General features: G+C 69.4%; 16 protein-coding genes. 7 read left to right on the forward strand and 9 right to left on the reverse strand.

What is annotated here, in order from left to right; translation table 11 throughout:
* Positions 1 to 172 precede the first annotated feature (172 nt).
* Positions 173 to 1321, forward strand: a complete 1149-nt coding sequence (locus ABN273_RS02790; protein WP_349446992.1) for a 5-(carboxyamino)imidazole ribonucleotide synthase — start codon at positions 173 to 175, stop codon at positions 1319 to 1321.
* On the forward strand, positions 1318 to 1818 hold the full coding sequence (gene purE, locus ABN273_RS02795) for a 5-(carboxyamino)imidazole ribonucleotide mutase (protein WP_349446993.1): 501 nt from the start codon (positions 1318 to 1320) through the stop codon (positions 1816 to 1818). Before ABN273_RS02790 ends, purE begins: the two co-directional genes overlap by 4 nt.
* A gap of 73 nt (positions 1819 to 1891) precedes the next feature.
* Here the strand turns inward: purE and ABN273_RS02800 are convergent, their stop codons facing one another.
* The gene (locus tag ABN273_RS02800; RefSeq protein ID WP_349446994.1) at positions 1892 to 3205 is read right to left on the reverse strand and encodes a UDP-glucose dehydrogenase family protein; all 1314 of its coding nucleotides are present in this window, start codon (positions 3203 to 3205) and stop codon (positions 1892 to 1894) included.
* A 124-nt stretch (positions 3206 to 3329) separates the two neighbouring features.
* Here ABN273_RS02800 and ABN273_RS02805 point away from each other — a divergent pair, with 124 nt between their 5' ends.
* Positions 3330 to 4493, forward strand: a complete 1164-nt coding sequence (locus ABN273_RS02805; RefSeq protein WP_349446995.1) for an acyl-CoA dehydrogenase family protein — start codon at positions 3330 to 3332, stop codon at positions 4491 to 4493.
* A gap of 101 nt (positions 4494 to 4594) precedes the next feature.
* On the opposite strand, the gene ABN273_RS02810 is transcribed toward ABN273_RS02805, so the two are convergent.
* Entirely contained in the window at positions 4595 to 7459 is a 2865-nt protein-coding gene (locus ABN273_RS02810; RefSeq protein ID WP_349446996.1) for an AfsR/SARP family transcriptional regulator, read from the reverse strand.
* 313 nt (positions 7460 to 7772) lie between these two features.
* Here ABN273_RS02810 and ABN273_RS02815 point away from each other — a divergent pair, with 313 nt between their 5' ends.
* Positions 7773 to 8312, forward strand: a complete 540-nt coding sequence (locus tag ABN273_RS02815; RefSeq protein WP_349446997.1) for an AAA family ATPase — start codon at positions 7773 to 7775, stop codon at positions 8310 to 8312.
* Between the two features lie 121 nt (positions 8313 to 8433).
* On the opposite strand, the gene ABN273_RS02820 is transcribed toward ABN273_RS02815, so the two are convergent.
* Positions 8434 to 8883, reverse strand: coding sequence for a lamin tail domain-containing protein (locus ABN273_RS02820; RefSeq protein WP_349446998.1), 450 nt, complete (start codon positions 8881 to 8883; stop codon positions 8434 to 8436).
* A gap of 397 nt (positions 8884 to 9280) precedes the next feature.
* Between ABN273_RS02820 and ABN273_RS02825 the strand changes: the two genes are divergently transcribed.
* Both ABN273_RS02825 and ABN273_RS02830 read left to right on the forward strand, forming a co-directional pair.
* Positions 9281 to 10414 carry a hypothetical protein gene (locus ABN273_RS02825; RefSeq protein WP_349446999.1) on the forward strand — a complete coding sequence of 378 codons (1134 nt, stop codon included), beginning with the start codon at positions 9281 to 9283 and terminating at the stop codon, positions 10412 to 10414.
* A 210-nt stretch (positions 10415 to 10624) separates the two neighbouring features.
* The gene (locus ABN273_RS02830) at positions 10625 to 11440 is read left to right on the forward strand and encodes a hypothetical protein (RefSeq protein ID WP_349447000.1); all 816 of its coding nucleotides are present in this window, start codon (positions 10625 to 10627) and stop codon (positions 11438 to 11440) included.
* A 6-nt stretch (positions 11441 to 11446) separates the two neighbouring features.
* Here ABN273_RS02830 and ABN273_RS02835 read toward each other — a convergent pair whose 3' ends face one another.
* The 5 genes from ABN273_RS02835 to ABN273_RS02855 form a co-directional block, all read right to left on the reverse strand.
* Positions 11447 to 12169, reverse strand: coding sequence for a DUF4097 family beta strand repeat-containing protein (locus ABN273_RS02835; RefSeq protein ID WP_349447001.1), 723 nt, complete (start codon positions 12167 to 12169; stop codon positions 11447 to 11449).
* 115 nt (positions 12170 to 12284) lie between these two features.
* Positions 12285 to 13124 (reverse strand): LLM class flavin-dependent oxidoreductase, encoded by an 840-nt coding sequence (locus ABN273_RS02840; RefSeq protein ID WP_349447002.1) that lies wholly within the window; start codon positions 13122 to 13124, stop codon positions 12285 to 12287.
* Positions 13121 to 13951 carry a GNAT family N-acetyltransferase gene (locus ABN273_RS02845; RefSeq protein WP_349447003.1) on the reverse strand — a complete coding sequence of 277 codons (831 nt, stop codon included), beginning with the start codon at positions 13949 to 13951 and terminating at the stop codon, positions 13121 to 13123. Before ABN273_RS02845 ends, ABN273_RS02840 begins: the two co-directional genes overlap by 4 nt.
* A 121-nt stretch (positions 13952 to 14072) precedes the next feature.
* Positions 14073 to 14420: an STAS domain-containing protein gene (locus tag ABN273_RS02850; RefSeq protein WP_349447004.1), complete on the reverse strand. Its 348-nt coding sequence runs from the start codon at positions 14418 to 14420 to the stop codon at positions 14073 to 14075.
* Between the two features lie 36 nt (positions 14421 to 14456).
* On the reverse strand, positions 14457 to 15908 hold the full coding sequence (locus ABN273_RS02855; RefSeq protein ID WP_349447005.1) for an LCP family protein: 1452 nt from the start codon (positions 15906 to 15908) through the stop codon (positions 14457 to 14459).
* 39 nt (positions 15909 to 15947) lie between these two features.
* Between ABN273_RS02855 and ABN273_RS02860 the strand changes: the two genes are divergently transcribed.
* Complete coding sequence (locus ABN273_RS02860) at positions 15948 to 17012, forward strand: glycosyltransferase family 2 protein (RefSeq protein WP_502910927.1); 1065 nt, start codon at positions 15948 to 15950, stop codon at positions 17010 to 17012.
* Here ABN273_RS02860 and ABN273_RS02865 read toward each other — a convergent pair.
* Entirely contained in the window at positions 17007 to 18743 is a 1737-nt protein-coding gene (locus tag ABN273_RS02865) for a CDP-glycerol glycerophosphotransferase family protein (protein ID WP_349447007.1), read from the reverse strand. The genes ABN273_RS02860 and ABN273_RS02865 overlap by 6 nt on opposite strands.
* Positions 18744 to 18791: the final 48 nt, after the last annotated feature.

Consider the following 18791-nt stretch of genomic DNA (forward strand, 5'->3'; position numbering starts at 1 on the left):
TGCCCGTCATTTACGAAAGCCGGGCATTACGCTGCGTTGCAACCTCCCGCGCCATCCGGCATACGCGGGCGGGGCAGAGCGCTGGGCGGTCGTGCCTGCGAAGGCGACCCGGAACGGCCGCCCAGCCCGAAGCGTCCGGGAAAGTCGTTCCGTCCCGGTAAGCTCACCTGGCGTGAGTTCCTACAGCCCCATCGGACCGGTCGTCGGCATCGTCGGCGCCGGCCAGCTGGCCAGGATGTCGCAGCCGCCCGCCATCGCGCTCGGCGTCGAGCTGCGGGTGCTGGCCAACACCCCTGAGGAGAGCGCCGCACGCGTGATCGTCGACACGCGCATCGGAGACTACCGCGATCTGGACGATCTACGCGAGTTCGCCAAGGGTTGCGACGCGATCACGTTCGACCACGAGCACGTGCCCACCGAGCACATCCAGGCTCTGACCGCCGCCGGCCACGCGGTGCACCCCGGCGCCGACGCGCTCGTGCACGCCCAGGACAAGGCGGTCATGCGCGAGCAGCTGACCGCGATCGGCGTGCCCTGCCCGGCCTGGGCCGGCGTGTCGTCGGCCGAGGAGGTCTCCCGCTTCGCGGGCGAGCACGGCTGGCCCGTGGTGCTGAAGTCGGTGCGCGGCGGCTACGACGGCCGTGGCGTGTGGGTGTGCCGGTCCCCGGAGGAGGTCGCGGAGGCGTTCGCGACCGGGGTCGAGCTGCTCGCCGAGGCGTTCGTGCCGTTCGAGCGGGAGCTCGCGGTGCTGGTGGCCCGCTCGCCGCACGGACAGGGCGTCAGCTACCCGGTCGTGGAGACCGTCCAGCAGGACGGCATCTGCGTGGAGGTCATCGCGCCCGCCCCCGGGCTGGACCCCGAGGAGGCGGCGCAGGCGCAGCGCATCGGCCTGAAGATCGCCCACGAGCTGGGCGTGACCGGGCTGCTGGCGGTGGAGCTGTTCGACACCCCGAACGGGCTCGTGGTCAACGAGCTGGCCATGCGCCCGCACAACAGCGGCCACTGGACGATCGAGGGCTCGACGACGTCGCAGTTCGAGCAGCATCTGCGGGCGGTGCTGGACCTGCCGCTCGGCTCGCCCAAGATGACCGCCCAGGTCGTCGTCATGGCCAACCTGCTCGGGGGCGAGGAGCCCGACCTGTTCAAGCGCTACGAGCACGTGCTGGCCCACGATCCGGGCATCAAGCTGCACTTCTACGGCAAGGAGGTGCGCCCAGGACGCAAGATCGGCCACGTGACGGCCCTCGGCTCCAACCTCGAAGAGGTCCGCGCCCGCGCCCGCCACGCCGCCGTCTACCTCACCACCGGGGAATACACATGAGCATCGGCATTGTGATGGGCAGTGACTCTGACTGGCCGGTCATGAAGGCCGCCGCGGAGGCCGTCGCCGAGTTCGGCGTGCCCTTCGAGGCGGACGTGGTCTCGGCGCACCGCATGCCGACCGAGATGATCGAGTACGGCCGCAGCGCCGCGTCCCGCGGCCTCCAGGTGATCATCGCCGGGGCCGGAGGGGCGGCGCACCTGCCCGGGATGCTGGCCTCCGTCACGCCGCTGCCGGTGATCGGGGTGCCGGTGCCGCTGAAATACCTCGACGGGATGGACTCCCTGATGTCCATCGTCCAGATGCCCGCCGGGGTGCCGGTGGCCACGGTGGCGGTGGGCGGCGCTCGCAACGCGGGGCTCCTGGCCGTACGCATCCTCGCCGCGTCAGACGTGCAGCTGCGCGAGCGCATGGAGGAGTTCCAGGCGCGGCTGAAGGAGCAGGCGTACGCCAAGGGTGAGAAGCTCCGCGCGGAGGCCGCCCAGCTGAAGGGCTAGGTGTATCGGCGACCGGCCGCCCCGCCCGCAGATCTACGGGGGCGGCCGGTCGCTCCCAGAGCTGGTTAGCAGGCTACGGGCGGCCCAGGGCGCGGTAGTGCCATCCGGCGGACCGCCACGTCTCGGCGTTCAGCGCGTTACGCCCGTCCACGATGCGCCGGGTCGCGACCACCGCGCCCAGTTCCTCCGGATCGAGCTCCACGAACTCCTGCCACTCGGTGAGCAGGAGCACCACGTGTGCCCCGCGGACCGCCTCAACGGCCGACTCGCCGTAGTTCAGCTCGGGGTGAGCCTTTCGAGCGTTGTGGAGCGCGATCGGGTCGTACACGGTGACCTGTCCGCCCTGGTGGCCGATGGTCACGGCGACGTCCAGCGCGGGGGAGTCGCGAATGTCGTCCGAGTTGGGCTTGAACGCCGCGCCCAGCACGCCCACCGTGCAGCCGTGGAACGAGCCTCCGGCCAGCTCCCTGGCCAGGTCGACCATGCGGGCACGACGCCGCATGTTGATGGCGTCCACCTCGCGCAGGAACGTCAGCGCCTGGTCCGCGCCCAGCTCCCCGGCCCGGGCCATGAAGGCCCTGATGTCCTTGGGCAGGCAGCCGCCGCCGAACCCGAGCCCGGCGTTCAGGAACCGGCCGCCGATCCTGTCGTCGTACGACAGCGCCTCGGAGAGCTGCTTGACGTCGGCGTGAGCGGCCTCGCAGACCTCGGCCATGGCGTTGATGAAGGAGATCTTGGTGGCGAGGAAGGCGTTGGCGGCCGTCTTGACCAGCTCGGAGGTGGCGAGATCGGTCACCACGAACGGAACCTCGCCGAGCGGCTCGTACACCTCACGCAGCACCTTCTCCGCTCGTTCGGTGCGTACGCCGAGCACGATGCGGTCGGGGCGCAAGGTGTCCTCGACCGCGAACCCCTCACGCAGGAACTCGGGGTTCCACGCCAGCTCGGCCTGCGCTCCGGCGGGCGCGAGGCGGGCGAGCTTGTCCGCGAGCCGCTCGGCCGTGCCGACGGGCACGGTGGACTTGCCGACGATCAGGCACTCCCGGTCGAGGAGCGGGGCGAGGGTCTCGATGGCGCTGTCCACGTAGGTGACGTCCGCGGCGTACTCGCCGCGTTTCTGCGGTGTGCCCACGCAGATGAAGTGCACGTCGCCGAAGGCGGCGGCTTCCTCGTACGAGGTGGTGAAGCGAAGACGTCCGGATTCCAGCCCGCGGCGGAGCACCGGTTCGAGGCCGGGCTCGTGGATCGGGAGCTCACCTTGGTTCAGTCTGCCGATCTTGTCTTCGTCTATATCAAGGCCCAGGACCTCGAATCCAAGATCAGCCATGCACGCCGCATGGGTGATGCCCAGGTATCCGGTCCCGATCACCGTGAGGCGATATGGCACGAGTGAGCTCCTTTCGGTCGCGCAGGCATGCTACCGGGACTCGCTACCTCCTACGTGCCACCTGCACCTCTTCGCAAACCGTACTAGCTGGTAACAAATGCTCGGACGTCCTAGTATCTAGCGCATGAGCTTCCCTCTTTACGCGCCCGCCGAAGAGCACGACCTGCTCAGGGAGACGGTCCGGGCCCTGGCCGACGAGAAGATCGCCCCGCACGCCGCCGCGGCCGACGAGACCGAGGAATTCTCCTGGGACGTCTACAAGGCACTCGTGTCGTCGGACCTGCACGCCGTACACATCCCTGAGCCGTACGGGGGCGCGGGGGCGGACGCTCTGGCCACCGTCATCGTCATCGAGGAGGTGGCCCGTGCCTGCGCCTCCTCGTCCCTGATCCCCGCCGTGAACAAGCTCGGCACGGTCCCCCTCCTCCTGTCGGCCTCGGAGGACCTGAAGTCGCGCTATCTGCCCGCGGTGGCGAGCGGCGAGGCCATGTTCTCGTACGCCCTGTCGGAGCCGGAGGCGGGCTCGGACGCGGCGGCCATGAAGACGAAAGCCGTGCAGGACGGCGACGACTACGTGCTCAACGGCACCAAAATGTGGATCACCAATGCCGGGGTCTCGGAGTACTACACCGTCATGGCCGTGACGGACCCGTCGGCGGGCGCCAGGGGCATTTCAGCCTTCGTCGTCGAGAAGTCGGACGAGGGCGTCTCCTTCGGCCCCAAGGAAAAGAAGCTCGGCATCAAGGGCTCGCCCACCCGCCAGGTGATCCTGGACAATGTCCGGATCCCGGCCGACCGCATGATCGGCGCGCCCGGCACCGGCTTCAAAACCGCCCTGGCCACCCTGGACCACACCCGCATCACCATCGCCGCCCAGGCCCTGGGAATCGCGCAAGGCGCCCTGGACTACGCGATCGGCTACGTCAAGGAACGCAAGCAGTTCGGCCGCCCGGTGGCGGACTTCCAGGGTCTCCAGTTCATGATCGCCGACATGGCCATGAAACTCGAGGCGGCCAGGCAGCTCACGTACCACGCGGCGGCGAAGTCGGAACGGGCGATGAACGGCGAGCCGCAGAAGGACCTGACGTTCCTGTCCAGCGCCGCGAAGTGCGCCGCCTCGGACGCGGCCATGGAAATCACCACGGACGCGGTACAACTGCTGGGCGGCTACGGCTACACGAAGGATTTCCCGGTGGAGCGCATGATGCGCGACGCCAAAATCACCCAGATCTACGAGGGCACCAACCAGATCCAGCGCATGGTGATGGCCAGGCAACTCCTCAAGTAAGGGACACCAGGGGTCCCTAGGAAGCCCCAGGGGAAAAGCACGGTCTTCGCACCGGGGCCGGCCGGGTCCGAGACACTCGGCGAGTTCCTTGACTGAGACGGTCAGAGCATGTTCCTGATCGGCTGGGGTGCCTCGGGCACGGTCTGGGCGAGGATCTCGGTCGCCTCCCCGGGCGTGAGCAGGCAGCCGTCGCGCAGGAGGCTGACGGACTCCTCCCACTGTTCCCGTGCTTCGCCGTGCCGTTCCAGATGGTGCAGGGTGGTGCCGAGCCACCAGCGTGACACGGCTTCCTTCAGGCGGTGTCCCGACTCGCGGAGCAGCCGCACGGCCTCCGTGTAGCTCTCCACCGCCTCGGTCAGCCGGCCGGCATGGCGGTAGGCGTCGCCCAGCGAATCCTGTGCCGTGCCCGAACCGGCGAGCGGGTCCGCCTTCGGCCACAGCTCCACCAGCTGGCGTGCTTCCGTGATCGCCGCATCGAAGCGCCCCTGACGGTAGTAGACGTGCACCCGGTTGTTGCGGATCACGACCGATCCCACAGGGCGTTCGGCGTCGTCGTTGAGCATGACAGCGGACTCCAGGTAGCCGAGCGCGTCGTCGAACCGGCCCACGATCGTGTTGATGACACCGAGGTTGTTGAGGGCTCCGGCCTTCCTTTGGGGCAGGCCCGCGCGGTCCCAGTCGGTGAGAGCTGTCTTCAGTTGCGCGATCGCGGCGTCGTATCGGCCCTGGTCTCGGTGAACCCAGCCGAGGAAGCTGCGGAGCTGGGCCTTGTCCTCCCATGCGCCGATGCGATCGGCCACCTCGATGGCGTGCGCGTAGATGTCGGCCAGTTGCGTGTGCCAGCCCTGGTAGCAGAAGGGCCAGTGGAGCCCGATGGCCAGGCCGATGGCGGTCGCCGGGTCGGGGCCGTCCAACGCCTGCTGCGCGGCGGCGAGCAGGTTGTCCCGCTCGTCCTGGATCCATCGTCCCGCCTCCGCCAGGTCCTTGAAGGGGGTGTCGGGCAATTCGACAGGGCATCGCGGTACGGCATCGCGGCCCAGCATGGGGCTGGCCAGCCAGAGGGTGGTCAGGTAGTGGTGGAGCGCACGCCGAACGGCGGTGGTGCGTTCCTCCTCGGACAGGTCCTGGTGTGCGCATTCGCGGGCATAAAGGCCGACCAGGTCGTGGAACTGGTAGCGGTCGGGTCCGGCGGATTCGAGGAGGCGGGCGTCCTGCAGGCGTTCCAGGGCGGCTTCGGCGCGGTGGTGGGGCCAGCCGGTCAGGGCGGCGGCGGCAGCGGAGGTGTGGGTGGGCAGGTCGAGCAGGCCGAGCAGGGGCAGCAGGCGGGTGGCGTCGCGGCCGGTGGGTTCTTCGCGGAGGTGGTGGTGGCTGACCGCGATGCTGGCGCGGACGGCCAGGTCGGCGTACTCCAGCACGTCCAGGCGGCGGGTGGCGTCGGCCAGCCGTACTTCCAGGTCGGACAGGGTCCAGTCGGGGCGGGCGGCCAGGCGGGAGCCGACGATGCGCAGGGCGAGGGGGGAGCCGCCGCACAGGTGGACGACCCGCTGGGTCGCCTGCGGTTCGGCGCGTACCCGGTCGGGTCCGGCCAGGCGGGACAGCAGCGCGGCGGCGTCGGCGGCATTCAGGGTGCCCAGGTAGAGGTGGCGGGCGTTGTCCAGGGTGGCCAGCGGGTCCCGGCTGGTGATCAGGATCCGGCAGCCGGGGCCGGCGGGGATGAGCGGGCGGACCTGGCGGACGTCGCGGGCGTTGTCCAGGATGACCAGCAGATTGCAGGTGGCGGTCAGGGAGCGGTAGCGGGCGGCGGCCTCGCCCGCCTCGGCAGGGACGGCGGCGCCGTCCAGGCCGAGGGAGCGCAGCAGGTGGCGCAGCGCTTGGGCCGGGGTCAGCGGGTCGAGCCCGGGGGTGGATCCGTGCAGGTTGAGGTAGATGACCCCGTCGGTGAATCGGGCGGCCATGGCGTGGGCGACGTGGACGGCCAGGGCGGATTTGCCGACGCCGCCGGGTCCGTCGATCACGGTGATGGCGGGCCCGTGTGGGGGTCCGTCGGCGGGGCCTAGCGCGGTGCGCAGGCGCTGGATCTCGGTGGCGCGGGCGGTGAAGGCGTGGGTGTCGGCGGGCAGTTCGGCCGGGATGTACGGCTCGCTGACCGTGATCTGCTGGGCCGGGGTGGTCAGGTCGAGGGCGGGGTCCTTGACCAGGACGGCCTGGTGCAGGCGGCGTAGTTGCACGCCGGGTTCGATGCCGAGTTCGGAGATCATGATCCGGCGGGTGTTCTGGTAGACGGCGAGCGCTTCGGATGTGCGGCCGGCGCGGTGCAGGGCGAGCATGAGTTGGGCGGCGGGGCGTTCGCGTAGCGGGTGGGCCTGCGCGTGTACGGCCAGGTCGGCGGCCAGCGCGTGGTGGTCGCCGGCGGCGAGGCGGAGATCGGCGTGGTCTTCCAGGACGGTGAGGTGTTCTTGTTCCAGGCGGGTGGCTTCGATTCGTGCCCAGGGGGCGGTCAGCTCGGCCAGTGGTCCGCCTCGCCACAGCTGCAGGGCTGTGCGGCACAGGGAGTCCGCGGCGGCCATGGCCCCCTGCGCTTGGGCGGTGCGGGCGCGTTTGGCCAGGCGGGTGAACAGGTGGGCGTCGATGTGGTCTGGTTCGAGCGCGAGCCGGTAGCCGCCGGGCACGGTCTGGATGATCTCCTCGGTGGTGTGGTGTCCGAGGGTTTCACGGAGTTTGGAGATCACGATGTGGAGTTGTTTGGCGGCGGTCGCCGCGGAGCTGTGTCCCCAGATGTCGGTGAGGATTCGCTCGGCGTGTACGGTCTGCCCGGCGTCCAGGGCGAGTCTGGCCAGCACGCCGATTCGTCGTTGTCCAGCGAGCCGGACCGGTTCGTCGCCGGCCAGGACCTGCCACGGACCGAGAAATCTGATCTCCAGCGCCATGAGGAGCGCGCTCTCCTCCTTCAACAGAGTCGGCATCATCACTAGATGGCCGGACCTGTTCACGGCGATGGCCGACAGAACGCCATCTTTGTGTGAACTTCCGGCGTCTCGGTTCACATGTGCATGTCTAGGGCTGCAGGCTTACATGTGGCTTGCAGGCTACCGATCACCGGGAGAGACCACGGCAGGACTGCCCTACGGCGTCCGTACCGGCTGGCCAGGAGAATCGACCTCGACGAGGCCACGATCACGGCTCCACACCTCGGGGTATCCCCGGCACGCTCGTCGGAGGCGAGGCAACAGGTATCCGGTCCTCGCTCCAGGCACCTCAGTTCCGTCACTGTTCCGTGGGATGGCCGAGACCAGCGAGAAACGGCGAGAGCCGATGGCGCTTAGGGTAATCGCCATGCCAAGGGTCTTGATCACGGGAATGTCAGGGACTGGCAAATCGACTGCTCTGCAGATCTTGGGCTCACGCGGGTACCGGGTTGTGGACACGGACTACGGCCAGTGGAGCCACTGGATCACCCTCCCGGACGGGTCGTCGGACTGGGTATGGCGCGAGGAGGCCATGGCAGATCTGCTCGCTGGGCACAGGGAGGGCGGCTTGTTCGTGGCCGGCTGCTCGATGAACCAGGGGAAGTTCTACTCGCAGTTCGACCACGTGGTGTTGCTGAGCGCGCCCGCGGAGGTGCTGTTGGCTCGGGTCATGGCCCGGACCAACAATCCGTATGGCAAGCGGCCGGAGGAACGAGAGGCCATCCTGGAGAACCTTCGCGTTGTCGAGCCTCTGCTGCGAGCAACCGCGACCATGGAGATCGACACGTGTGTTCCGACAGAGCAGGTCGTCCGGCAGCTTGAGGGGCTTGCTCAGCTGCAATCCGGTCAATGAGGGGCCAGGGGCCATCCGGGGAACTCGAATGGCCCCGACCAAAGATCATTCGACTCGGGCGCGGCCAGGCCGCCGGCAAAGCGCCCGATTCCGTGGGAGCGGTGCTCTGCGTCGTGCCGGACTACTGGCAGCGGGTGGAGATGCCGCCGCGCCCCCAGCTACAGGTGTCGATCTTCTTGAGGTCGCTGCTTCGATAGAGGCTTGCCGTGTCCCCGTCGTTGTTCCAGACGTACCACTTGCGCCCCCAGTACAAGGTGGTTGTGCTGTTGTACCCCTGGCCCGAGCGCACGGTCACCGACTTGCCGGGCTTGAGGATGAATCTCGGGAACCGGTACTTGTAGCCGGTCTCGTCCCGCAGGATCCACTTCTCGAGCTGGATGCTCTTCTTGGACGTGTTGCGCAGCACCACGTATTCGCCATTGAGGGAGACGTTGCCGCCCCGGTCGGACCCCGGCGAGTCGTAGTACACCTTGGCGATCTGAACGACCGGGGTCGTGGCCATGGCGGACGTAGGGGCAAACGGCAGGAAGACGGCCGCGACGCCGCCCGCCGCGAGTAGACGCTTGAGCACTGCGGCTCCAAAAGGCTCGAGATGGAACGTGACATCAATGGGACGATTGCTGCCATTTCGGGGTTGGCGGCCGAAGCTGTCCGCATCCGGCCACTGATTTCGGCCGGGAGGCTCGGGGCACGGCGGATACGGGTTGGGGGATCAGTGAAGCCTCGCGGCACGTCGCCCAGATCGTTAGCATTCGGCCCACGACCGGATGGAGGCACGGGATGGGCGGCGAGGCTGCCAGAGGACAAGGGCGGGTTCGAGGTAGAACTGGGCGCCGCCACCCATAAGGACCTGAATGGGCAGTTTGGGGGTCTTTCACTGCTGGTTCACTTATATGTCAGACAGCGGCATTCGATCGGTATAGCGTCTGGTTTCGGTCTGTTCCTTAACCGAAGACGGGTACCGCAACATGCGCAAAGTCCTGACGCTCGCCGTGGTCGCCACCGCCTCGCTCGGCTTGCTAGCCGCCCCAGCCACCGCCGATGACCGCCCCCGGGAGCTGCCGGCCGAGATCAACGGGGGCGCCTGGGCCGAAGGGCACGTCCAGGGCATCGCCATCGACCGGCGCAAGGGGTACATGTACTTCTCGTTCACCAACGTCCTCGTCAAGACCGACCTCAAGGGCAACCTCATCGGGTCGGTTGCGGGCTTCACCGGGCACCTCGGCGATCTCGACTTCAACGCCAGGGACGGCCGCGTGTACGGCTCCCTGGAGTACAAGGAGCAGGAGTCGTTCTACATCGCGATCTTCGACGTCGACCGCATCACCAGCCCGAACATGGACGCCCAGACCACCGGCGTGGTGAAGACGGTCTACCTCAAGGAGGTCGTCGCCGACTACACGGCCGACATGAACGGGGACGGCAAGTTCGACGGGAACATCGCCAATACGCCCGACCACCGGTACGGGTGCAGCGGCATCGACGGCGTGTCCTTCGGGCCGGAGTTCGGCAAGAAGCACGGCAAGCAGCTGCTCACCGTCGCGTACGGCATCTACTCGAACGTCGGCAGGCAGGACAACGACTACCAGGTCCTCCTCCAGTACGACATCCAGCAGTGGAAGAAGTACGAGAAGCCGCTCACCGAGAGCGACCCGCACAAGAGCGGCCCCGAGCAGACGGACGGCAAGTACTTCGCCTACACCGGCAACACCACGTACGGCGTGCAGAACCTCGAGTGGGACGAGCACACCGGCAACTGGATGATGGCCGTCTACAAGGGGAAGAAGCCGCAGTTCCCCAACTACTCCTTCTTCATGGTGGACGGCGGCGCGCGGCCCGCTGAGGGCGACATCGTCGGGCAGCCGCAGCCCGAGCGGGGCCGGCTGCTCACGCTGGCGCCCGGCGGGCTCCAGCACGACGCCTCCGGCGTCAGGGGATGGGAGTTCACCGGCGAGTACGGCCTGATCTCGCTGGGCGGAGGCCGCTACTACGTCTCCAAGTCGGGGACGGTCACCGACAACGGGGTCAAGAAGTACACCGGACACGCGCAGCTCTACCGCTGGACGGGGCAGACGCCGACCCCGTTCGAGAAGGTCGGCTGAGGCTGAGGAACTCCGGGGGCGGCGAGCCGCCTCCGGAGGCACGGCTCTTGAGCCCGGGGTGACCTCAGATTTGCCGCAGAAAGGACAGTTGCCGCGCGCTCGACGGGCTGCCAGCGGACCGGCAGTCATGGCTGTTAGGGTCGGGCCTCGCGAAGGGGCAATGCAGTCTCGTCCTCGCGAACGAGCAAAGCAATTCTGTGTGGGAGGGTCATGCGGGCCACGAGGAAGACCGTCACCTTGCTGATCGGACTCGCCGCTCCGATGGCGGTGGTGGCGCCCGCGGCCGGCGCGCAGGCGCGTCCGGCCTGGGTCGCCTATCACGGCCTGACGGCCACCCAGAGCGTGGAGCGGGTCCGTCAGCTCAGGGATCAGGGCTTCCGCCCGATTACGGTAAACGTTTCCGACGGTGAGCGATATGCGGCCGTGTGGGTCAAGGGTGGCTCTCCGTCCAATTGGGGCGTCTGGCAGGGCATGTCGGCCGACGAGTTCCAGCAGCAGTTCGACAAGGGGCTGCGGGAAGGGGTGCAGCCGGTTTCCGTCTCCGCCACCGGGCCGGCCGACTCGCCGGTGTTCACGGCCGTCTTCGAGAAGAGGAGCGGGAAGTTCGTCGCCAGGTCCGACCTGACCCCCGACCAGTTCGGCGCCGCCAACAAGCAGGCCGCCGACCAGGGGCTCACGCTGACCTCCGTCGACGTGTACGGGGCTTCGGACGACCTACGGTACGTGGGTGTGTGGACGGCCAACCGGCGCGGAGCCTGGTACTGCACCTACGGCAGGACCAGGGAGCAGCACGAGGCCGCCTTCTACGCCCAGAAGAAGCAGGGGTTGCGGCCGGTCAAGGTGGCCGTGGCGCCCGACGGCACGTACACGGCGGTGTGGCGCAAGGACGGCGACAAGTCCTGGGCCCACTACATCGACATGACCTCCGCCGGCTACCAGAAGCGGTTCGACGACCTCAAGGCCAAGGGGCTGTCCCCGGTCCAGGTGAACGCGGAGAACGGGCGTTACGCCGCCATCTGGGAGTAGAGCGGTTCACCTGGCCACGAGGATCCGGACGTCTCCCGAGTTGCTGCTGGCCGTGATGGTGTTGGGGCTCTTGGCGTCGTGCTTGAGCTCGGAACGTTCGGTGCCCTCCTTGCTGCGGGCACTTATCGCGTAGGAGGCCGCGGGCACGGTGGCCGTCACTCTGCCCTCCCGGGATCGCAGGTCGAGGGCGGTGGGCGGGCCGGCGAACGTCAGGTCGATCGCTCCGTCCGACGTCTGGCACCTGACGTCCGTCGACTTCAGCCCGTCGCCGGTCACCGGGCCCTCGCTCCGCAGCCGCAGCTTTCCGGTGGTGCCCGAGACCTGGATGCGGTCCCGGCTGGACACGTCCACCTCCTGGGTGAGGCCGTTCAGGATGACGCCGTCCGCCGCGTCGATCGACAGCCGTACGCCGGGCGGGACCTTGACGTGGTAGCGGGCGCCGCAGTCGCCGAAGACCATGGTGCAGTCGGCGCCCAGACGGAGGGTGTCCTCGCGCAGGGACCAGGTGGCGTTGCCGTCGTCGGCGGCTTTGCCGCGTACCCAGCGCTCCACCTCGACCCGGCCGGCGGTGCCAGGGAGGACGCGCACGCCGCCCAGGGCGGACCTGATCTTGAGAGCGGTGCCGGTCAACGGGAACGACTGGGCGGAGTGGGCCTCCTCTGCCTCCAGGTCCACCGCGCATCCGGTGGCCGCCAACGCAACAGCGAGTGCTACCACGATTCGTCTCATGGGGACGATCGTGGCCGAGCATCGGCGGCTCGCCATCGACCATCCGACCGAGCGCCGGCCGCCCGCCCTCGGCCATTCGGCCATTGGCGGGCGGGCGCAGGCTGCTTGCTCGAGCTCAGAGGGCCGCGAGCAGCGCCGTGACGTGCTGCAGCGGGTCCGAGCCGAGCGGCCGGACCGCCACCGTGCCGGCTCCGGCCGCCCAGAGCGCCTTGACCTGCTCGGCCGCCGCCTCGGCGGAGCCCGCGGCCATCACCACTTCCTCGGGTGCGACCCCGAGGAAGCCCGCCTGCCCCGCCACCATCGGACGGGTGACCTCCTCGAAGTCGGCCCCGGTGTGCAGGAACGTGAAGACCACCAGCTCGTGGTCGGAATCCGCGCCGATCTGGTCGAGGATCCCCGGCAGGTGCGCGGGTCCGACGCCCTCCGGCACGATCGTGCCCTGGGCGACCCGGCCCGACAGCGCGAGCGAGCGCGGCCCCTTCACCCCGGCCAGCACGGGCGGCGGCACGGCCGGCGGATGCACGAGGGACACGCCGTCCAGATGCACGGACTTCCCGTGCAGGGTGACCGTCTCGCCGAGCAGCAGCGCGCGTACGGCTGTGATGGTCTCCTCCAGGAGGGCCAGGGGCGACGGCGGGGCGGCCCCCACCTGGCGCATCCAGTCGCCCACGCCGTGCCCGATCCCGGCGGCCAGCCGGCCGGGATGCACCCGGGCCAGGTTGGCCAGCTCCATCGCCAGCAGCATCGGGTTGCGCAGGGGAGCGGGCGTGATGCCGATGCCGACGCGCAGCCGGGAGGTGACGGCGAGCGCGGTGGCGGCCGCCGAGATGCCGCCCGTCCACCCGAGGTCCTCCACCACCCAGAGGTCGTCCACGGACGTCTCGTCGAGCGCCTTGGCGAAGGGGATCAGCTGCTCGGGCGGCAGGTCCCGGTCGAACATGACTCCAAGTCTCACGATGCCCTCCAGTAGTAGCGGAACAACCGGCCGACCTCCGAGTATCCAGCACGCAGGAACGCGTCGGCAGTGGGGACGTTGGCGACGTCCGTGGCGGCGACGATGCGCTGCAGGCCGGCCTCGGCCAGGGTGCGGGTGCCCCTGGCCAGGAGGTCGTTGACGTAGCCGTGGCCGCGATGCTCGGGCACGACGCCGATGTAGGCGATCGAGTGGTCGTCGGGGGCCACCAGGCCGACGGGGGAGTCGCCCAGGTAGCCGATGACGAACCAGTCGGGCTTGGCCTTCCGGCTGATCAGGTCGTCGTACATCCATCGGGCTTCCCGCTCGGCGCCCGCCGTGGCCACCTCGATCCGCGTGTCGTAGTCGAGCGAGCCCTCGGAGATGCGGACGAGGATGTCGATCACCTCGGCCCTGTCCATCTGGCGCGCCGGGTGGTACGTCAGACGGCCGGGGTCGGGCGGGATGTCGCTGCCGCTCACCCATTCGAGCATGAGCCGCTCGACCTCCATGGCGAACCCGGCCAGGGTCAGGGCCTCGTGCTCGACGGCGCGATCGACGACAGGATCGAGGCCCGGCTTGAGTGCGATGTCGTGGATTATCTTGCTCAGCCCCATCGTCCGCAGGCTCCGGCGCAGCAGCTCGGCCGCGGCCGCGGGGTCGGGGCCCGGATCGAACTGCCAGATGATCACCGGCTCCGAGCCGGCGAAGGGCGCCCAGAACGCGAGGCGGGCCTGCCCTTCCACAAAGCACCACTCAGGCCGGGTCCTGCCCTCGTCGAGGGCGGCCGCGAGCTGGGAGCGCCCTGGCTCGGGGAACTGGTCGAACAACGTGCAAGCCTCCGCACCTGAGGGGGCGCTCCCACGACTTCATGCGGCCGTGCGAGGGGTGCCCACGATGACATGACCATGTTCTCGCACAGATCCGGTCAGCCGGGCCGCCCCGCCAGGCTCAGGCCGCGCTGCCGAAGGCCGAGCGGGCCTCTCCGAGGGATCCGCTCGTCTCGAAGTGCCGGTCGAGGTTGGTGATCATCAGCAGGTGACGGATCATGCCGGGGGCGAGCACGAGGATCAGGCGGCCTTTCGCACGCTGGACGTGGTTGAGCGTGGCCACCAGCACGCCGAGGCCCACGGAGTCGCAGAACGGGACCTCGGTCAGATCGACGACGAGGTTGAGCGGGTCGGCGGCCGCCATGGCCTGCTCGAGCTCGGCCCGCAATCGGGGCGCCCCCGCCACGTCGAGGTCCCCCACCACGTGCAGCACCGTACAGGGGTCCTCCCGCCACGACCTGACCACCATGGGCCGTCACCTGCCCCGAAACGCCGATCGTTATAGTTATTGCTTACATATGTTCTCCATTGCCGTCTTAGTCGTACTTGTAACACTCGGCTTTGGGGATGGTATGGAGGTCGTCTTCGGTTTGGCGATTTTCGGCTGGTCACTGCCGACGATCACCTCGATGCCTTGGATGTCCGCCTTCTGTAGCTCCGCCCCCGGGATGGCGGCGGCCACGAGCTTCGCGGCGTCCTCGCGGTCCGCGCCGTACCGGATGATCGTCTTCTTGTAGTCCTTCTTGGTCGTGTTGCCCGGCTCGCCGGGGACCTTGAAGCCGTACGCGACCAGCCCCGCCTTGGTGCGGGCGCCGAGGCCCGTGATGAGCGTGCCATTCTTGACCTTGAGCGTGATGCTCTTCGGCGCGATGGCGGTGTTCGTCGGCTTGGGGGAAGGCGAAGGGGTGGCGGGCTTGGCCAGGTCCTGGTCCGCGTTGATCCTGGTGAACATGTCGCGGGCGGCCTGCTTGTCCCACAGCACCGCCGACTCGCCCGTGGGCGCCTTGAAGTCGACGTTGGTCAGCGGCACGTCGGCGAACTTCACGTCCTCGAGCGAGACGTCCCTGAGCTGGGTCGCCAGGCCGAGCAGCCCGTCGTCGGGATCGACCTTGACCGTGCTCAGCGTGGAGTTGACGAACGCGGCCAGCTTGGCCGGGTTTGCCAGCGTGCCGGCGCTGAGCGCCCGGTTGAGCAGGGCCGAGATGACCTGCTGCTGCCGGTCGATGCGGTCGAGGTCGGAGCGGGCGGTGGCGCGGGTGCGGGCGTAGCCGAGAGCCTGCACGCCCTGGAGCTGGTGGGTGCCCGCGGGCAGGTTGAGGCCGGTCTTGGGGTCGTTGATCGGCACGGGCGTGCAGACGGTGACGCCGCCGAGGGAGTCGACGACGTCGATGAAGCCGAGGATGTTCACCTCGATGTAGCGGTTGATCTGCAGCCCGGTGGCGGCCTCGACGGTCTGCTTGGTGAGCTTGGGCCCGCCGAGCTGGTACGCCGAATTGATCTTGTGATCGCCCTTGCCGGGGATCGTCGTCCAGGTGTCGCGCGGCAGGCTGACCACGGTGACCCGCTTGTGGTCCTCCGACAGGTGGATGACCATCATGGTGTCGGTGCGCTGGCCGGACTCGCGGCCCAGCTTGAGCTGGTTCTGCTGCTGGCGGGTGAGGTCGTCGCGCTTGTCGATGCCGACCAGCAGGATGTTCTCGGCGCCGCGGGCCGAGGGCGCGGACACGCCCGCGTCGACGGTGCCGATCTGCCGCGGAGTCGCCCACACCACGCCGGTGGTGACCAGGATCCCGGTGGACACGAAACCGGCGACGAGCACGTTGCGCCGGCGGGCCTTGGCGCTCCTCAGCGGCTTGCGGGGGCGGGTGGGCGTGAGTCTGACGCCGCCGTAGGCGTCGCCGCCCACGAGCACACCGGCGTCCTCCTCGCCCGTTACCTGCCCTCCCCCTTCGCGCATGCCGTCCCCCTCTTGTCACCCCGGAGGATCGGGCTTTCGATTGCCCTCCTCCCCTGGTCGTACAGTAGCGTGAGCCCCGCCATGAAGCAGTTCCCCGACTCGCCGCAGGCGCCCGCGGAGACAACGCGCGCCTGGCCCCCCATCTCCGTCGTCATGCCGGTCCTCAACGAGGAGCGGCACCTCCGCGAGGCCGTCGACCAGGTACTCGCCCAGAGCTACCCAGGTGAGATCGAAGTCGTGCTCGCCGTGGGTCCGTCCCAAGACCGAACCCAGGAGGTCGCCGACGCCATCGCGGCGGCCGACCCCCGGGTGATCGTGGTGCCCAACCCGACCGGCCGCACGCCCAACGCGCTCAACGCCGCCATCGGCGCCTCGCGCAACGGCATCGTCGCCAGGGTGGACGGCCACGCCATGCTGCCACCCGACTACCTGCGCGTCGCGGTCGAGACGCTGGAGGAGACGGGCGCCGACAACGTCGGCGGCATCATGGCGGCCGAGGGCATCACGCCGTTCGAGCAGGCCGTCGCCTGCGCCATGACCTCCAAGATCGGCGTGGGCGCCGCCGCCTTCCACGTGGGCGGCACCCCCGGCCCCGCCGACACCGTCTACCTCGGCGTCTTCCGCCGCTCGGCGCTCGACCGGGTGGGCGGCTACGACGAGCACTTCCAGCGCGCCCAGGACTGGGAGATGAACCACCGCATCCGCCAGAGCGGCGGCCTGGTCTGGTTCCAGCCGCGCATGCGGGTCTCCTACCGGCCCCGGCCCAACGTCAAGGCGCTGGCCAAGCAGTACTTCCACTACGGCAGGTGGCGGCGGGTGGTCTCGCGCACCCACGAGGGCACGATCAACCTGCGCTACCTCGCGCCCCCCGCCGCGGTGCTGGCCATGCTGCTCGGGCTGCTCGTCGCGCCGTTCTTCCCCTGGTCGCTCATCGTCCCTGGAGGCTACGTGGCCGCCATAGCGGCGGGCTCGGTGCTGACCGGCGGCGGGCTGCCCGCGGGAGCGCTGCTGCGGCTGCCCATCGTGTACGCGACCATGCACTGCTCCTGGGGCTGGGGCTTCCTGACGAGCCCGAAGAAGCTGGCCAGGCCGCCCGGCTCATGACCCCGCGAACACCCGCTCCACGGCGGCGTTGAAGCGGGTCAGCGCGTCCGGAGACTCCGGGCCGAGCAGATAGCTCCGCAGCTTGACCCTGGCCCGGGCCAGCGTGTCCTCCCCGTCGAGGAAGTCCGCCAGCCCGGCCAGGTCCTTCCCGAGCAGCACGCCCGCCTCGGTGCTCGGGTAACGCTCGTGGAAGGCCGGCTCGGGCAGGCCCGCGACGTTCGTCACCGCGTACGGCTTCTCGCTGGCCAGGAAGTCGGCCACGACGCTGGAGATGTCGCTGATCAGCAGGTCGCACTGGTTGAAGCAGTCATACAGGTGCGGCTCGGGCCCTGTGACGATCAGATGCTCGATCCGCGGCGCCTCCCCGGACGCCCGCGACGGGTGCCTGGCCTTCGACTGGGCCAGCTCGGCGGCCTCGATCATGGCCGCGATCTTCTTGTGGGCGCGGGTCGCCCGCTTGTCGCGGTGGCCGGTCAGCGGGTGCGGCTTGTAGATCACGCGCAGCCGCGGCCGGTGGTCGAGCAGCGCCCGCACGATGCGCGGGCCCATGGTGATCAGCGACGTGTGGAACAGGTCGTCGTTCCAGCCCTCCCAGGTGGGGGCGTACAGGACGGTGCGGTACGGCAGCCCGGGCCCCCGCGTCGAGATGCCCTCCAGCTGCGGCCGGCCGACCTCGTGGACGTTCTCGTCCCTGACGCCCACCCTGGCCCGGCGGTAGCGGTCGCGGCCCGCGGGCCCGGCCACCCACACCTCGTCGTACACCCGGGAGAACGGGTTGAACGAGGCCTCCTTGTCGCTGTCGCCATGGTTGAGGAACGCGCTGCGCAGGTTCGGGATGCGCAGCATGTGGACGTTCCTGCCGACGTTGGAGACGTACAGGCAGAGCTTGGCGCTGGACAGGGCGCGGAAGCTCATCAGGTCGGCCGACGACGGGATGCACACCATCGGCAGCGTGGTCGAGTCGAGGTGGCTGGCCATGCCGCGCTCGCGCAGCACGACGATGGCGCGCCGGCTGATGCGCTCGAGCGTGGGCAGCCACATCCTGGCCTGGTAGGCGGCCGCGGTGGCGCCGGAGAAGTACAGGATGACCTCGGGGCGGTACCTCTCGACCTGCTCGCCGACGACCGCCAGCACCCTGGCCTTGTCGGTGAGCGGGGCGGCGCGCCGCACGTAGGGGAGGAGTGCGAGCACCCCGGCGGTGCCCAGCACGAGCGCCAGAGCGGCCCCGATGGCGGCGGGCTCGGCGCCGGCGGCCGCGCCGAGCACCGGGAGGGCGTCCAGGTAGAGGAAGCGCATGCTGCGGCTGTCGCGCAGCGACGGGGGCGGCATCTTCGGGATGCGCAGCGCCGAGACGTCGAGGTTGCGGGTGGTCACCGGCATCCTGCTGAGCATGCCCTTGAGCCGCAGGGCCAGCCCGGTGTGCCCGGCCCGCACCACGTGGATCGCGAACATCCCGGCCGCCAGCGCCACGAACCACGGCGGGTCCACTCCCGCGGTCCGCGCCACCAGCAGCAGCGCCATGGTCTCCCTGGCCGCGAAGCGCGGCGTGACCCCCAGATGCAGCCGGTCGAGCACGTCGGGCAGCGGCCTGGCGGTGCGCGCGGCCACGTACTCCACGACATAGGAGAGCGCGGCGACCACCCCGAACACCGCCGGCGCCGGCCAGAGGGCCGACACCAGCAGCACGGGGTAGCTGCCGAGCAGGGCCGCGATCGCGATGAGTCTCCTCATGTGATCGCACGGTAACAATCGGCGGGTCAAGCGCCGTCCACGCGAACG

This window comes from Nonomuraea sp. B19D2, from assembly GCF_040137845.1.
In the GTDB taxonomy this organism is placed as follows: domain Bacteria; phylum Actinomycetota; class Actinomycetes; order Streptosporangiales; family Streptosporangiaceae; genus Nonomuraea.